The 16,765-nt window shown below is 43.7% G+C and carries 15 protein-coding genes and 1 tRNA gene; 6 read left to right on the forward strand and 10 right to left on the reverse strand.

Going from position 1 to position 16,765, the window contains the following annotated elements; genetic code table 11:
• Window positions 1-135 precede the first annotated feature (135 nt).
• Complete coding sequence (locus V7L20_RS23520; protein WP_334746405.1) at window positions 136-369, forward strand: hypothetical protein; 234 nt, start codon at window positions 136-138, stop codon at window positions 367-369.
• Window positions 370-696: 327 nt separating this feature from the next.
• Here the strand turns inward: V7L20_RS23520 and V7L20_RS23525 are convergent.
• The 3 genes from V7L20_RS23525 to hisF form a co-directional block, all read right to left on the reverse strand.
• Window positions 697-769: transfer RNA gene (locus tag V7L20_RS23525), tRNA-Ala, on the reverse strand.
• 94 nt (window positions 770-863) lie between these two features.
• Complete coding sequence (locus V7L20_RS23530) at window positions 864-1,058, reverse strand: hypothetical protein (protein WP_100901219.1); 195 nt, start codon at window positions 1,056-1,058, stop codon at window positions 864-866.
• A gap of 99 nt (window positions 1,059-1,157) precedes the next feature.
• Entirely contained in the window at window positions 1,158-1,931 is a 774-nt protein-coding gene (hisF, locus tag V7L20_RS23535) for an imidazole glycerol phosphate synthase subunit HisF (protein ID WP_334746406.1), read from the reverse strand.
• Window positions 1,932-2,183: 252 nt separating this feature from the next.
• Here hisF and ruvB point away from each other — a divergent pair, with 252 nt between their 5' ends.
• Genes ruvB through V7L20_RS23550 form a run of 3 tightly spaced genes read left to right on the forward strand, consistent with a single transcriptional unit; the run spans window position 2,184 to window position 4,519 of the window.
• Window positions 2,184-3,284, forward strand: a complete 1,101-nt coding sequence (gene ruvB, locus V7L20_RS23540) for a Holliday junction branch migration DNA helicase RuvB (protein ID WP_334746407.1) — start codon at window positions 2,184-2,186, stop codon at window positions 3,282-3,284.
• A gap of 2 nt (window positions 3,285-3,286) precedes the next feature.
• Window positions 3,287-3,709: a hypothetical protein gene (locus V7L20_RS23545; RefSeq protein WP_334746408.1), complete on the forward strand. Its 423-nt coding sequence runs from the start codon at window positions 3,287-3,289 to the stop codon at window positions 3,707-3,709.
• Between the two features lie 6 nt (window positions 3,710-3,715).
• Complete coding sequence (locus V7L20_RS23550) at window positions 3,716-4,519, forward strand: tetratricopeptide repeat protein (protein WP_334746409.1); 804 nt, start codon at window positions 3,716-3,718, stop codon at window positions 4,517-4,519.
• A gap of 57 nt (window positions 4,520-4,576) precedes the next feature.
• Here V7L20_RS23550 and V7L20_RS23555 read toward each other — a convergent pair whose 3' ends face one another.
• From V7L20_RS23555 to V7L20_RS23565, 3 genes are all read right to left on the reverse strand, one after another.
• Entirely contained in the window at window positions 4,577-5,965 is a 1,389-nt protein-coding gene (locus V7L20_RS23555) for a cytochrome P450 (RefSeq protein WP_334746410.1), read from the reverse strand.
• 86 nt (window positions 5,966-6,051) lie between these two features.
• Complete coding sequence (locus tag V7L20_RS23560; protein WP_334746411.1) at window positions 6,052-6,855, reverse strand: TIGR01548 family HAD-type hydrolase; 804 nt, start codon at window positions 6,853-6,855, stop codon at window positions 6,052-6,054.
• A gap of 44 nt (window positions 6,856-6,899) precedes the next feature.
• Window positions 6,900-7,370, reverse strand: a complete 471-nt coding sequence (locus V7L20_RS23565; protein WP_334746412.1) for a DUF29 domain-containing protein — start codon at window positions 7,368-7,370, stop codon at window positions 6,900-6,902.
• 233 nt (window positions 7,371-7,603) lie between these two features.
• Here V7L20_RS23565 and V7L20_RS23570 point away from each other — a divergent pair, with 233 nt between their 5' ends.
• Window positions 7,604-7,903, forward strand: coding sequence for a 30S ribosomal protein PSRP-3 (locus tag V7L20_RS23570; protein WP_069071048.1), 300 nt, complete (start codon window positions 7,604-7,606; stop codon window positions 7,901-7,903).
• Between the two features lie 7 nt (window positions 7,904-7,910).
• On the opposite strand, the gene V7L20_RS23575 is transcribed toward V7L20_RS23570, so the two are convergent.
• The 4 genes from V7L20_RS23575 to atpD form a co-directional block, all read right to left on the reverse strand.
• Window positions 7,911-9,839 carry a serine/threonine-protein kinase gene (locus V7L20_RS23575; protein WP_334746413.1) on the reverse strand — a complete coding sequence of 643 codons (1,929 nt, stop codon included), beginning with the start codon at window positions 9,837-9,839 and terminating at the stop codon, window positions 7,911-7,913.
• Window positions 9,840-9,892: 53 nt separating this feature from the next.
• Window positions 9,893-12,004 (reverse strand): SPFH domain-containing protein, encoded by a 2,112-nt coding sequence (locus V7L20_RS23580; RefSeq protein WP_334746414.1) that lies wholly within the window; start codon window positions 12,002-12,004, stop codon window positions 9,893-9,895.
• A 153-nt stretch (window positions 12,005-12,157) separates the two neighbouring features.
• Window positions 12,158-12,571, reverse strand: coding sequence for an ATP synthase F1 subunit epsilon (atpC, locus tag V7L20_RS23585; RefSeq protein WP_334746415.1), 414 nt, complete (start codon window positions 12,569-12,571; stop codon window positions 12,158-12,160).
• A gap of 156 nt (window positions 12,572-12,727) precedes the next feature.
• A complete protein-coding gene (gene atpD / locus V7L20_RS23590; protein WP_229458291.1) occupies window positions 12,728-14,176 on the reverse strand; it encodes a F0F1 ATP synthase subunit beta in 1,449 nt (482 codons plus the stop codon).
• Window positions 14,177-15,535: 1,359 nt separating this feature from the next.
• Here atpD and V7L20_RS23595 point away from each other — a divergent pair.
• On the forward strand, window positions 15,536-16,360 hold the full coding sequence (locus V7L20_RS23595) for a SirB1 family protein (RefSeq protein ID WP_334746416.1): 825 nt from the start codon (window positions 15,536-15,538) through the stop codon (window positions 16,358-16,360).
• Window positions 16,361-16,765: the final 405 nt, after the last annotated feature.

Genomic DNA, 16,765 nt, shown 5'->3' on the forward strand with positions numbered 1-16,765 from the left:
TCAAATCAGCCGCTATAAAGATTTAGTGTATCTAATTTCTGGCTACCCTAATTTTTCTCTCATCACAATAAATTAGCCCTGCTTTCCAAGGGGGGCAATATTTCTCCTTGGTTAAGGGGGAATTTTAAATCTTGGTTGAGTAATCACCAGATTAGTGAACAAGAATTCTGCGTAGATGCAAAGCAGCTTGCCGTTAGGCATCGCCTCACCACTTTGAGCAAAAATAATTTTATGTATCTCAATCAGGTAATAAGTGCGATACCTTCTCTACGAGACGCTTTGCGTAGCTTGCTTCCCCGTAGGGGTACGCTAACGCAGAAAATTTCTACCCGGAATCTTTCTGGTACAATCAACTCCCGCCTGGTTTAGAAGCATATTATCAGCAGCATTTACACAAAATGTTTCCACCCGAGCAAGGCAGGGAGTAAAGCATAGATGTGTTAAATGTCTTAATCCAGCAGCAAAAAGCAATATCAGTGGAAACTATGGCATAAATCATTAATACTGATGAGTACGAAGTTGAAGAAGTGCTAAAAAATTGGCTAGAGTTCTTACAGCTAAAACCAGTTGCCTTAGAAGCTTATTACAGTCTCTATCATTCCAGCTTTCGATACTGGCTAGGTAAACAGCAAATAAAACCTTTTGAAAAATTTTCCTAATGCTCTCCGTTAATGAAAAGGTTTAGAGATTTAAGAATGGAGTTAAGCGGATTCGAACCGCTGACCCCCTCAATGCCATTGAGGTGCGCTACCAACTGCGCTATAACCCCTTAAAATCCATTATATATATTCGCTTGATTATTACTACTTTGTCAAGCTTTTTGTGGAGAATAAATTTTTAATATCTCCTCTACCACTGGGCACTCACAACGACACTTGCAACAAATAAGTCATACAGTGCCCCATCAAAAAGTAAACTACTAACATGGCAGCAGCAGCTAAAGCAACCAATGTACCAGCTAACATGAGAGAAAATTCTTTGCTCTCATAGGCTCTTTCCATCAAGTGCAGTGACCAAGCCACCAAAGCGACATCAAAAAGTAAAATAGGAAGCAACATATTTTTTAATATTTGTTAATACTTGTAAAATAATATTAACACCCTTTCAGATAAGTGTGTCTAACCTTAGATAGATGTCATTAAACAGGAAATAAGGAATCAAGAGAACGTTCTGACTGGCACGTTGCGATCGCGCAAGTAATTTTTAATTTCAGCTACGCTTAAATGTCCGTAATGTAACAGTGACGCGAGTAATGCGGCTTCAGCTTTGCCTTCAGTTAGGGCAGTGTAAATATGTTGACAATTACCTGCACCACCAGAAGCAATGACAGGAATTTCTACAGCATCGGCGATCGCCCGTGTAATCTCAATGTCATACCCAGCTTGGGTTCCATCAGCATCCATACTAGTAACTAGCAGTTCTCCGGCCCCCCGTTTTTCAACATCTTGTGCCCACAGTAGAGCATCTAAGCCTGTATTTTCTCTGCCACCCCGCACATACACATCCCAACCTGGGTTCTCCAGGTTATTTCTGCGTCTGGCATCAATTGCAACAACTATGCACTGATTACCAAAGCGATCGCTTGCCCGATTAATCAAGTCTGGATCGCGCACTGCCGCAGAATTAATACTAACCTTATCTGCGCCTGCTCGTAACAAAGCTTTAACATTTTCTAAGGATTGAATGCCACCACCCACAGTCAATGGAATAAAGACCTGTTCAGCAGTCCGGTAGACCACATCTAAAATAGTAGCTCGGTCTTCATGAGTAGCTGTAATATCCAGAAACACTAACTCATCAGCACCGGCTTCATTGTAAACCTTGGCCAGTTCTACCGGATCGCCTGCATCTTGAAGATTTACAAAGTTAACTCCTTTTACAACCCGTCCCGCCTTCACATCTAAGCACGGTAAGATTCTTTTAGATAACATAATAATTTTTGTACTTTTGGTAATTGACCGGAATTTAAATTTTAAATTGGTGCGGGTATTCTCAAACGAAAATTTTCACGGACATGGGGCATGGAGAAGAGACAAGGTAGACCAAGAAGAGGGGAAAGACAAGGGAGAGACTTGTTCAATAATTCCCCTTTGTCCTCCTTGTCCCCTTGTCTCCTCTGCTCCCCCTGCTTCCCCTACCCCTGCTCCCCACTCCCTAGTCCCTTAAAAGTAGATAGCTGAATTATGGCGATAATCTCCTCGAAAAAACAGCCTCCAGAACCCAACGGAGAATCAAAGCAGTATCGAGAGTCGGCGAAAGCACCATTGACAGAAAATATTTTGAAGCCTGAAGCTGCTATTGATGAGCAAGAACAGCAGGAAGAAGGTATTCGACCGCACCGATTTGCTGATTACATTGGGCAAAAAGATTTAAAGGATGTACTAGATATTGCCATCAAAGCAGCCAAGTCTCGTAGTGAAGTGCTGGATCACTTGCTGCTATATGGGCCGCCGGGATTGGGCAAAACCACAATGGCAATGATTTTAGCATCGGAAATGGGGGTAAATTACAAAATTACCAGTGCGCCAGCCCTAGAACGTCCACGGGATATTGTCGGGCTACTGGTGAACATGAAACCAGGGGATATCTTATTTGTGGATGAAATTCATCGCCTCTCGCGGATGACGGAGGAAATTCTCTATCCCGCAATGGAAGATTATCGCTTAGATATTACTATCGGTAAGGGTTCCAGCGCTCGAATCAGAAGTTTGCCGCTATCAAAGTTTACCCTAGTGGGTGCTACAACCCGTGTGGGTGCTTTAACTTCACCACTGCGCGATCGCTTCGGTTTGATTCAAAAACTGCGATTTTACGAAGTTGACGAATTGACTAAAATTGTACTGCGAACCGCTCAATTACTCAAAACCCCCGTTACAGAAGATGGTGCAACAGAAATTGCTCGTCGTTCACGCGGAACGCCACGTATTGCTAATAGGCTACTGAAAAGGGTTCGTGATTATGCGGAGGTAAAGATATCTGGAGAGATTAATGAAAGCATTGCATCTGAAGCATTGCAACTATTCCAAGTAGATCCCTGCGGTTTAGATTGGACAGACCGTCAGATGCTGAGTGTAATAATTGAACAATTTAACGGCGGGCCAGTGGGGTTAGAAACAATGGCAGCCGCGACGGGTGAAGATACCCAAACAATTGAAGAGGTGTACGAACCTTATCTCATGCAAATTGGGTATTTAACTCGGACTCATCGTGGAAGGATGGCGACTAAGGCAGCATATAAGCATTTGGGATTCACGCCGCCTAATGAACAGTTGTCATTATTGTAGTTATGGGCATTAGGCATCCCTTCGGCTTACTTCGACCACGCGCTTCGACTACGCTCAGGACAAGCTCAGTACAAGTCGCTCAGGGCAAGTGGGTATTGGGAATAGGGGATGAGTCTTTAATACTAGTGAATGAGTCTTTGAACTCCGTTAATGAGTCTTTAATACTCGTGAATGAGTCTTTGATACTCATGAATCAGTCTTTGATACTCGTTGACGAGTCTTTAATACTTGTGAATGAATCTTTGAACTCCGTTAATGAGTCTTTGAACTCCACTCCTGTGCCCCATACCCAATACTTTGACTTACCTCGGCTTACTTCGACTAAGCTCAGTACAAGTCGCTACCTCGGCTTCGCTCGGCACAAGTCAGCACAAGTGCGAGAGTACAAGTGCCCCATGCCCAATGTTCAAGATAGACACAGGTAAACCTAGATGATTAAGTTGATTGGTATTTTTTTCAGTCTGTTACTTGTGTTTGGCTGGGGTACTCCAGTCATGGCACAATCTCAACCGCCCATTACTCAACAACAGTTAAAACAGGGTGATGAGTGGGCAAATCAAGCCTTTGCAGCAACGAACCAAGGTGATTTTGCGACGGCTGAAACTTACTGGACAAAGATTATTGAACAATTTCCAACAAATGCGGGGGCGTGGAGTAACCGGGGAAATTCGCGGGTGAGTCAGAATAAGTTACAAGAGGCGCTGGCAGATTATAACAAAGCTATAGAACTAGCGCCGAATGTTACCGATCCTTATTTGAATCGGGGGGCGGCGTTGGAAGGGATGGGAAAATGGGATTTGGCGATCGCAGATTATAATCATGTCTTAAAACTCGATCCTAACGATGCGATGGCGTATAACAATCGGGGAAATGCCAAAACAGGTTTAGGAAGATGGGAAGATGCGATCGCAGACTACAAAAAATCTAATCAGATAGCCCCAAATTTTGCCTTTGCCCGTGCTAACTATGCCCTTGCTCTTTATGAAACAGGTCAAAAAGAGCAAGCAATCCGTGAAATGCGAAATATCGCCCGTAAATACTCCAAATTTGCTGATGTGCGTGCAGCCCTCACAGCTGCATATTGGGTAAATGGAGAACAAGGCGAAGCCGAAAGCAACTGGGTAGCAGCTTATGGACTTGATAGCCGCTATAAAGATATCGACTGGGTAAAAAATATCCGTCGTTGGCCTCCCAGCCTAGTTACAGCTTTGGATAAGTTCTTGAAAATCCAGTAATTAGCAAGTAAATCAAAGGGGAAGCGAAGCAATCGCTCCCACTGATTCTGAGACTTTCTACACTAAGTTAGTCTCAAGAACTCGCTGATTTTGCTGGCGCTTTCCAGTTACCACCATTGGTACACCACCGCCTGGTGCTAACAGGAAGCTTTTCCGAACTGGCAGTACTGGCTTTGTATCAGCTAGTTTCATTTGCCAATTAGATAGTACAGTTGCCAATACCAGTTTCATTTCAAACAGGGCAAATGCCATGCCAATACAGCGACGATTCCCACCACCAAAAGGCAAATATTCAGCTGGAGTAAATTGGCGTTCTAGAAAACGATCTGGCTGAAACTGCTTTGAATTAGGGTATAAATCTTCTCGATGATGGCTCAAATAAATACAAGGAACCAATATAATACCAGGGTCAAATTTGTAGCCTGCAATTTCCAAAGAGGATTTAACCAATCGATTTAATCCCAACATTGCCACCGGATACAGGCGCATTGTTTCCGAACAAACTGCATTCAAATAAGGTAATCGGAAAATGGTGTTTGGGTCTTTGTTGTCACCGAGGCTATCCAGTTCTTGCACTAGTTTTTCACGGACTTCAGGCTGATGATGAATCCAGTACAGCGCCCATGCCAAAGAACTAGCCGTAGTTTCATGACCTGCAATCAACAAAGTCATCAATTCATCACGTAATTCCAAGTCTGTCATCGGCTCCCCTGCTTCATCACGAGCCGCCATCATCAAAGACAGAATATCATTTCCAAACTGGTCAGCAAGCGATCGCCTTTCTTGAATTTCAGCATAGATGAGATGATCCATTTCCTGCCGCAAACGTAGATAACTTCCCCAAGGACTACGAGGCCCTAAATCCTGTCGTAATAATGGGAACATGAGCAGTATTGCTCGCATAATAGGTCTTTTTGGATTCAGGATAGCAATCAGGATTTCTTTGAGTTTTTCATAACGAAGTCCTTCCTTTAGACCAAATACAGCCTTCAAAATCACCTGAAAGGAGATTTCTTGCATGGATGACAAGACTGTGAAGGTTTCCCCAATTGGCCACTCGCTAGTTACTTGCTTGGTGATTTCACAAATTAAATCACCATAAGCCTGCATTCTTTCCCCATGTAGAGGAGGTGTCAGCAGTTTACGCTGGCGCTGGTGAGGTTTTCCTTCTAAGGATAGTAGAGAATTTGGTCCTAATAAAGGCGTTCCTGAACCTGCTGCTGCACCAGAATCTAACTGTTTGGGATCTGTGGTAAAAATCTGCTGAATCGCTTGAGGATTGCTAATGAATACTTGAGGCGTAAAAACTGGGCCAATTCGGAGAGTGAAGATATCACCATAGCTTTTAGCACAGTCTTCCATATATTCCAATGGGTTAGTCAGCCATTGATACGTCTGTACCCAAGGGTGAGTTTGAGGGCCATTAGGCAGTTTAAGTGCAGACATTTTTATTTATCTCCCAATCTATTGGAGCAAGATTGTTATCAGCTAGTCATTCATCCACGCATAGCTTGATTTATCTTAGACACAGATCAAGCAAATGAACTTACCAATTCTTGAATCTGCCTTGGAGTCAATTCTTGCATATTACGCAAAACTACTGCTGCCCCTGCTGCTATTAGTGTCTTACTGTATGCATCACTACGCGCTGCTGTTTCCTGCACATGGGGCGGTAAAACCCCTACACTAAGCCAAGTGCGAGAAGAATCTAGACTTCGTGCTTTCTCTATAGTATACATATCTGCTACCGTATCTCCCACATACACGATCGCTAATTTTTGCTCAATTCCATTTTCTAACTCACGAACTGTGGCGAAAAGTCCAGTGGGGTCTGGTTTACCTGGCGCATCTTCCATTGCAATCAACACTGGAGATTCCAAACCAAGCCGTTTTTCCAATACATAATTAGCAGAAGCACGAGTCGCACCGCTAAAAAATCCCCAAGCAATTCCAGCTTGGGTAAGTTGTTCTAAATAGCTAGGTTGTAATAATAAGGGTTCATTACAGATATACCCAGTAAAATTATTTGGGTCTGGACCGCGGTAGCGGGATTGAAAAAAAGCAATGATCGCACTGTAATCTAGTTGCAGTTGCTCACGGCTCTGTCCTTTGGTTTCAAAGTAGCGGTAAATTAATTCTTGCGATGCTTCCCAATCGTTATTCCACACGCCTTCAGATTTTAGTTGGTCAATATCTAGTGGGGTTGGCCGATATGCTTGGGTAGTAAAATGTTCTACGGTATCTGCGATCGCTCGGCGATAGGAACCGCTAACATCGCGCACAACGCCATCAATATCGAAAACAACGATCACTTTTCTAGAAGTTTGTGGAGTCATGGGGTAGGAAGTAAAAGAGTTTTACATGATCATAAAACGTGAGATCATGACTCAGGTAAAAAATCGGGGTTGAGGGCTTGTTCTGGGGTGAAGGGAGATTGTTCGGGGAAGATAGCCACATCCAATTCAGTTTCATCAGCAGCCAAGAGTCTAGCATCGTCATAACACTGCCCGAAAACCTCACCAAAATAGGGTTTAAGGCTAGGACTTTCTTCCAGAGCTTGTCTGAGGCGTTTGCGGTGTTCCCGAATTGTTGCTCGCCAACTACCAGAGCGCTTCTCGGCTTGATATTTATACTTCAATAGATGGATTAGCACCACTTCCAAATTGCTTCTCAGTGCTTTTTTTTCACTCCTGCCCATTGTTTCAATTTCATCAATCAAATTCTTTAAGTCCAGGTCTGTGAGCCTACCTTGTTTGAGCAGTTCTGCTGTGGTTTGAATCCATAGGTAGAAGTCTTGCTCATACAAATCTGAACCAGATGTTGTTTGAGATTGGGGCAGTTGGGCAGTCACGTCGCTTCCCTCCGAATTCAAAATTCAAAATTCAATAATTTTTAATTCCCATAAACAAATTTACTTGCTCTTATATCATAAGTCTGTTTCGGTAAGAAGCATTTTTCGTTAACGCCGACTAGACTTTATGGTAGCCCAATCCAATCACTGTTTGGTCATTTGATAGGGTATTGCGTTAAAATAAGCGATCGCTATCCTAGTTAAGTAATGCCCGGAAATTCCCGGAGGTGTGATTGACCAAGTTTATTTTGAAAATTCTGTGGTTAGACGAAAACGTTGCTCTAGCAGTCGATCAAATTGTCGGCAAAGGCACAAGTCCCTTGACTAAGTACTTTTTTTGGCCCAGAAATGATGCCTGGGAAGAGTTAAAAAAGGAATTAGAGTCCAAACATTGGATTACTGACGTGGATCGTGTCGAGTTGCTTAATAAAGCGACAGAAGTGATTAACTACTGGCAAGAGGAAGGCAGAAACCGTCCAATGGCAGAAGCTCAGTTGAAATTTCCAGAAGTTGCCTTCACAGGTAGCGCTTGATATTACATTAGCTATTGTCTTGTTCTACAAGCTGCCACAGTTTGATCGTCTTGTCCCGGCTACCACTTGCAATTAATTGTGTAACTTTGCTTACAGCAACAGCAGATACTGAGTCTACATGACCAGAGAGAGTAACAATCTCTTCTGCTGTGCTTACCCTCCAAAGTTTAACTGTTTTGTCGCAACTTGCACTTAGGAGGGTTTCGCCATCGGCAGTAAAAGCCACAGCCACCACAGACCAAGAATGGCCTACAAGTGTGCAAATTAGCTGACCAGTGTTTACTTCCCACAATTTAATAGTGTTATCATCACTACCCGTCGCTAAAATTTGACCATCAGGACTAAAAGCGACTGTCAAAACCGCCCATGTATGACCCGAAAGGGTGCCTAACAAGCTATATGGGCGGTTTTGAACAAGAGGCAACGGGGCAGGGGGAATGTCCTCCACTCCTTTTGAATGGTTTTTTAACTCAGCACTATTTATATCCCCCTGCTCCCTACTCCCTGCTCCCCTGCCTCTTCCTAATGCAGGTATCTGCCACAAACGAATTGTTCTGTCATAACTAGCGCTGGCTAAAATCTGTCCTTGGGGAGTAAATGCCACTGAATTTACTTTTAATTGGTGTCCAGCTATAGTACAAATTTCTTTGCCAGTATTGACATCCCAGAGTTTGATTGTCTTATCCCAGCTACCACTAGCGAGAATCTGCCCATCTGGACTGAAAGCAACTGATTTGACAGCGTGTGCGTGTCCCAAGAGGGTGCAGATTTGCTCTAATGTTTCAACCTGCCACAATTTGATAGTTTTATCATTGCTAGCAGTTGCCAGAATTTGACCATTTGGACTGAAGGTAACTGATTTTACAGCTTGGGAATGGCCTGATAAGCTAGCTAGGACTTTTTTGGTATTTAAATCCCACAATTTGATGTTTTTGTGATCGCTAGCACTTGCTAAAGTATAACCGTCAGGACTAATGGCAAGAGCATTCACACTACTTAATGTCCCAGAATGCTCAGTTAAAGTATGCAAGCATCGCCAAGGAGGACTTGGTAATTTAAAATTTTGAGTTTTACATTCCATACCCATTGCTTGCATAACTTCATCAGCCAATTGAAAGCGACGGTTAACAGCATTTTGCAGCAGCTTGTCGAGGATTTGTACTAAGCGTAGACTCTTTGAGTCTTGTCGCCAGACATCGCCTACCTTAGTAGTAAGATATTGTTGCCAAACCCAACAATCGTTAGCAATATCGAATAAATCAAAGGGAGGAATCTGAGTAAGTAAGTAAATACAAGTTACACCCAAGCTATATAAATCACTCGCAAAAACGGCTTTTCCCTTCGTTTGTTCTGGTGCTGCATATTCTGGACTGCCGATACTGGTTTCAAATGTTAGCCAATCGATTTCTGTGACAATTTTCGCAATGGTAAAATCGACTATAACGAAATCTTCCTTCTTGCCAATTGGGGATCTACGGATGATATTGTGGGGTTTAATATCGCGGTGGATGATGTGGCGATCGCTCATAAACTGAAAAACTGGCAACACATCTTCTAAAAGTTGCCAAATCTGAGTTTCATTAAAAGCACCTTCTTCCTCAACCACCTGAGCTAAATTAGTGCCTGCAATAAACTCCTGCACTAAATAAAAATGCTCGTACTGCTGAAAATAAGTCAATAATGCGGGAATTTGTAGATGCTTTCCTAATTTTTCTAGCAGTTGTGCCTTCTGCTGAAAAGTAATAGAAGTCTCGTATTCTTGCGATAATTCTTGAACGACACAAGGAAGTGGAGGAAACTCACCCTCATCGACAGCGAGGAAGGTTTTACAGAATCCCCCTTTACCAATCTGCTTGATTAAACGATAACGTTCTTGTAAAAGCAAAATTTCTCTACCTACAAGGTGGGCATTTTGCCCACAAGAAGATACTATCATTTGTTTTTTGTCAGGGCACAACAATGTTATGCCCCTAAGTGATGTTCCTGATGTTACTTATCTACAGGAAAATTCACAACTATCGGTGGAAGACCATTTTCTGTGGTTGGTTGTGCTTTGTTAACTACTGGTTGTGGATGCAAAGGTGTTGGTGTCAATTCACCCTTACCAGTTTGATTCCATAAAATCAAGGATAGTAGCCCATCTACTAAGCCATTATTGTTACCATTACTGCCAACTAAGATATCTGGAATCAAGCGGACATTGCGATCGCCAATAATCTGCATCAGTTGCATTGCTGTATAACCTTGTGGCCCCAAAGCTTCCACACCTGTCCGATAGGTTTCAGCTTTGGCGTTACCTGTGGCACGAATACCTTCAGCCTCAGCAATTGCCCGGAGTTTTGTACCCTCAGCTTCACCTGTGGCCTGCTTAATTTGAGCTTGAGCTTTGAGGTCAGCAATATGTACACTCTGCTCTGATTTTACCATTTCTTGCTGAATATCAGCGAGTGCCGTTTCCCGGACAAGCTGCTGCCGTTGAGTTTGCGCCATCTGCTGGACTTCATAAGTCTTGCGTTCTTCTTCGGCAATTTTCCGGTCTGTCTGTGTCTGCATTAGTGACGCTGGTGGCTGAATATCACCAATCAGGGTGTCGATCGCTTGCACGTCATAAGCCCGTAATGCTGTTTTAATATACTCAGCAGCCTCAGATTGTCGTTCGCTGCGAGCGGTGAGAAAGTCTAGTACAGTATAATCTTGGGCTGAGTTGCGGAAATAATTACCAATAGTTGGTTCTAATACATGGTCTACCAGATTTTGCATTGCACCAACGCGAGAAATTACCTTTGGAGCATCTAAAGCACCCACATGGATAATTTGCGCTACTTCCAAATCAAAGGCAAACCCATCACGCGATCGCACTGTTAAAGAAGCCAGTTTAGCATCATAGCTGTGGCGTTCAGTCCGACCTGACCAGTTTAAAACAATGTTGGTCGTTGGTACGAGTTCAATCTTCATAATCCGGGAGTTAATCGGGTGCTTACCGGGATATAGCGGTTCAACCCATACACCCTTATGTCCCTGATTCACCAAGTTACCGTGGGTGAAAGCTGCACCACTGACATCTTGATGTGCTTTACCCACAAAAGAAATTACTACACCCACATACCCAATCGGAATTTCCGTCATCGGCACTTGCTCAACCTGGACAAACCAAGGATTCAAATTCCAAGAACCCGAAAGCAATATCTGTTCTTGTAAACCTCGCCGTCCACCGCCATCAATAAATTTGTGACCATTTTGGAAGTTGTCGTGTCCGTCAATTATGGGGCCTGCAAGTTCACCGGCGGAAATTGGCAAACCATCTAAGGTTGTGACAATGCCAACTTTGTCAGATGCCAGACTGTACACCCGCAACTGTTCTGGAGTCATGCCATGAGCGCTGGCATTTGCTGCCATGATCACTTTAAACAAGGCAGTATTAATCCGGTACGTACCAGCTGTAAGAAAACCCATTTGCCGCCCTTTTTCCCCGCCTTGGGCAAGGAATTTCCGAGCATCTTGGAAGTTGTCACAACTGACAATTTTACCCAAAATCCGCTCTGGGGGGTTGGGTTGACCATCTGCTGCCACAATCAAAGCGATTTCCCCTTGGGGAACGACAACTACAGGCTCTTTTTTTACAGAATACTGCCAAGGCCAATAGCCCCAATGCCAGCCAGGAGCTAAAGTATCTGCCTGCAAGCCAGCTTCGCCGTTGAGGGCAATCAAACTCCCCGCCGGGAGTCCGCGCCCAGAAAGGGTAAATTTCCTAACTATAATACCGACTTCACGCTCGCCAATTACTACAAGTCCACCAAAGAATAGGGGGACAAATATAACTAAACCCCCAACAATAACGATGGGGATTAATACAAAAGGATCAATTCCGGCAGCTTGATATTGAGTCCTGCTAATTTGTAACTGGGAAATATTTGGTTTGGTCTGATTTAGCTGGACTGATGCAGAAGTAGTTTTTACAGGAACTGCATTGGCAGAGTGAATACTTCTAGCGTTCGTCAAAGACACTGGCGTAGCGACCGCTAAGGTTGCTACTACAGATGCTACAAAGCGAGCTACTTTATTTTGTTTACGAGTACCAAGTAAAGATGAAAACCTTTTCATAATCTGTGCCCATCTGGGCAACTAATTAGCTAAGTTAACACTTCACTAGAGCTTGCCTCGATTTCTTAAACTTGATGTAATTTTTTTAAAATTTAATAAATATTTTGTAGGTTAGAAATTGCCCAACCTACAAAGTGGAAATATAAAGTTAAATTAGACTGAACCGCCAGCAGCTTGAAACCGAGCGCGGGCGCGTTTGAAGGCTTGATTTGCCTGAATTTGGGCTTGGCGATCGTCTGCAGAAATTTGATTCAGACGTGTTTCTGCTTGGTTGTAAGCAGTACGAGCTTCATCAAGGTTAATTTTGTCGCCACGTTCAGCGCCGTTAACCAGAATTGTCACTTCATTTTCTTCGACTTCGGCAAAGCCACCCAAAAGGGCGATCGCCTCCCAATTCTGATTTTTAGCGCCGCGAACTCGCATGACACCAGTATCCAGGGCGGTTAAAAGTGGTGCGTGTCCAGTGAGGATACCTAGTTGACCAGTAGTGCTAGGCAAAACAACTTCTTCAGCTGGAGCATCCCAGACTGTTTTATCTGGGGAAATTACACGAACGGTTAATGTCATTTGTCTTTTGTCCTTTATCTTTTGTCCTTTGTCTTACCCTGCGGGAAGCCGCTGGCGCGTCTATGTCATTTGTCTTTTGTAATTGCCATTAGTCATTAGCAGTTGAACTAATGACTAATGACTAATGACCAATGACTAATGACTAATGACTAATGACTAACCTTTGATTTTGTCAGCTTTAGCGATCGCTTCGTTAATATCGCCAACCAAGTAGAAAGCCTGTTCTGGCAGAGCATCCAACTCACCAGACAGAATTTTTTGGAAGCCTTTAATGGTATCTTCCAACTTCACATACTTACCAGGAGAACCGGTGAATACTTCTGCTACAAAGAACGGCTGAGACAAGAAACGCTCAACTTTCCGCGCCCGCGCTACGATCAGACGGTCTTCTTCAGACAATTCATCTAAACCGAGAATGGCGATAATGTCTTGGAGTTCTTTATAACGTTGCAGAGTTGATTGCACCGCCCGCGCAGTATTGTAGTGTTCGTCACCAACAATATTTGGTTGAAGCATGGTGGAAGTTGAGCCAAGGGGGTCAACTGCGGGGTAAATTCCCTTAGCTGCCAAACCGCGAGACAATACTGTGGTTCCGTCCAAGTGGGCAAAGGTGGTAGCAGGTGCGGGGTCGGTGAGGTCATCTGCAGGTACGTATACTGCCTGAATGGATGTAATCGAACCCTCGGTAGTCGAGGTAATCCGCTCTTGCAGTTCACCTACGTCGGTTCCCAATGTGGGCTGATATCCTACCGCAGAAGGCATCCGACCGAGTAGCGCGGATACTTCTGAACCTGCTTGTACAAACCGGAAAATGTTGTCAATAAACAGCAGCACATCCTGCTTGTTTACATCCCGGAAGTATTCTGCTACTGTCAATCCCGATAGACCAACCCGCATTCTGGCTCCGGGTGGCTCGTTCATTTGACCGTAAACTAAAGCAATTTTTGATTCGTTGAGGTTGTCTTTGTTGATAACCCCAGATTCAATCATTTCGTTGTAGAGGTCATTACCTTCACGGGTGCGTTCACCCACCCCAGCAAATACGGATACTCCACCATGCTGGGTAGCGATGTTGTTAATCAACTCCATCATGATTACGGTCTTACCAACACCAGCACCGCCGAATAGACCAATCTTACCGCCGCGTCGATAGGGAGTCAGAAGGTCAACAACTTTAATCCCAGTCTCGAACACGGAAGGTTTGGTTTCCAGGTCGGTGAATTTGGGAGCAGAGCGGTGGATGGGTAAACTTGCCTCAGCATTTACAGGGCCTTTGTTGTCCACAGGTTCGCCAAGGACGTTGAAAATTCGACCCAAAGTAGCTTTACCAACTGGTACGTTGATGGGAGCGCCTGTATCGGTGACTTCAAAACCGCGCACCAAGCCTTCGGTGGAACTCATCGCAACAGTCCGCACTTGGTTGTCGCCCAGCAGTTGCTGTACTTCAACGGTGATGTTGATTTCTTGTCCACCTTCGTTGGTGCCAACGATTTTCAAGGCGTTGTAGATTTGTGGCAATTTCCCGCCGGGAAATTTAACGTCTACAACTGGGCCAATGATTTGGGTAATGTAGCCAATGTTTGTTTTTTCTGCGGTTGTGACCATGCTGCGCCTAATGATTGAAGCTATATTTCAGATACGGTCGGACAAGACATAAGATTAAGCAATGTCACCTTTCACTGTAGCATCGGACGGGGACATAACTCCCTTAGTAATTCCTTAAAAAGTAGCTTTGCTGTTTTAGCTGCAACCCTCATTTTGAAAAGCTTACCTAGACAAAGGGATGCTTTTTCTTTATCCAGTTAACACCCTAGTACTGCAAGGCAAAAGTCACGCATTCAAAAGTCAAGGCTTCGCTTACCTCGGCTACTTCGACTTACCTCGGCTTTGCCCTTCGGCATAGCTACGCTTAGGGGGCAGCCTTTGGTAGAGTTGGGCGTAGTCGAAGTAGTCGAAGGAGCAAAAGTCAAAAGAATTGTATTTTAAGCTCTTGCGCCATTTGAAATGGTATGTTTATTTCCGCCGTGCTGTACTAGTTTTTCACCAAGCTCATTTTTCAGTTGCGTTCGCTTTGGTTGAAGCCGCTTAAGTAGCGATACAAACGTTATAAGTGTCACTTGCCTTTGGCAGGGGAGCAAAGAGGAAGGCTTGGAGGGAGCTTGTACTTTGCCCAATCTACGCTTCCAGAAACATCAACGCGATCGCTTGCTAAATTACCTTATACCAATTCTGTATAAAGATGCGCCAAATTATATAAGGAACGAACCGCAAAGGGCGCAAAGGAGAGGCAGCGCGGTCTTGGGGGTTTCCCCTATGAGCGACTGCCGTCACAAAGGAAGAAAGAAAATTTGGCGCAGCCTCACAAAGAAATGGTATTAGGAAAGCTTACATAAAAAATCTGCTGTTTGTGCGATCGCACAAACAGCAGCGTTATACCATTTATTCAAGTAGTTAATACACACCTTCTCAACGCTATTTCGGAATCTGAGTAATTTAATAATCACTAATTTGTACTTTGATTCCATACATCTTTACATTGCTTAAAACAGATTTAGCACAAACTTATACTACGTTAAGAAAGCTTAGATAAAAAATCTGCTCTTTGTGCGATCACAGAAAGAGCAGCGTTATACCATTTATTCAAGAAGTTAATACACATCCTTTCAACGCTATTTCGGAATCTGAGTAATTAATAATCATTAATTCGTACTTTGATTCCATACATCTTTCATTGCTCAAAACAAATTTAGCTTGTATGTATCATATAACTGTATTTTAATCAATAAAAAAAGCTGCCTTAACCTATTTTTGTTCCCTGGATAGATTAATGCCATGAAACTTATGTACAAACTAGATTTCCAAATCTTCTGAATATCCTTAATATAAAAAGAGGTACAAAAAACTATTTTCAGTCCAGCCAGACCGCTCTCGCTTCATCCTCAAACTTCCACCAAGCAGCAGCTTATGAATTTCTCGTCAGCACGACAATATTTTTATCAGGAGATTCAACAGTCTGACGAACACATTGACCTAGCAAAGGCAGCTTTGTATATTGCACAGGAAGAATATTCCAATCTAGACCCAGAGGAATATCTCAACGCCCTTGATACAATGGCATGGGAGGTTCAAGAACGTCTGCCTGATTCACGATATCCTTTGCGGATAGTTCAAAGCATTAACCAGTATCTTTACGAAGATTTAAATTTTTCTGGTAACAAAGTTGACTATTACGATCCGCGTAACAGCTTTTTCAATGATGTAATTGACCGTCGGCTAGGTATTCCTATTACCTTAGCGTTGGTTTATCTGGAAGTTGCCAGACGGATTGATTTTCCGATGGTAGGTGTGGGAATGCCAGGACATTTCCTGATCCGCCCAGATATTCCAGATATAGAGATTTTTGTAGATGCCTTCAATGGTGGTGAAATAATATTTGCCCAAGATTGTGAGGAACGCCTGTCTCAACTTTATCAGCAACCTGTGACGCTACAACCAGAATTTTTAGCTGTAGTCAGTAATCGGCAATTTTTGGCACGGATGCTGACAAATTTAAAATTTATTTACCTCAAAGAGCAAGAATTAGAAAAAACGCTGGCAGCAGTTGAACGAATTTTGTTGCTGTTTCCTAGTTTAACTTTAGAGTTACGCGATCGCGGTTTGATCTACTATCAACTCGGTTACTATCCCCAAGCCATAGACGACCTACAAAATTATTTAGCAAAAGTTCCTGATGCCCAGGATGCATCTGTGATTCGGCGGCTACTTATCGAATTGGGTGGGGATGGGTAGGGAATAGGGAGCAGGGGAGCATACTTCGACTGCGCCCAACTCTTGGAAAGGCTGCGCCTTAAGCGTAGCTATGCCGCAGGCTTTACGGCTACCAAGAGGACAAGCTCAGTAACCGGGGGAGCAGGGGAGAGTTATTGTACAAGTTCTTTCCTCTCTACTACTTTGCACCTCTGCCTTTTGTGCCCAATACTTCGACTCCTTTCGACTTCTCTACGAGACGCTACGCGTAGCTTGCTTCCCCGTAGGGGTACGCTCAAGGCAAGTCGCAGTTCGACTGCGCTCACCGTAAACTCAGTACAAGTGCCCAATGTCCAATTACAGATTAGCGCGATGTGCAACTTATTCTTAAAACCCCATTTCCATTGCTCTCCCCGCTTCGGGGGGAGGCTTTAAGTCTTGCTCCCC

Source organism: Nostoc sp. (assembly GCF_036916735.1).
GTDB lineage: Bacteria > Cyanobacteriota > Cyanobacteriia > Cyanobacteriales > Nostocaceae > Nostoc.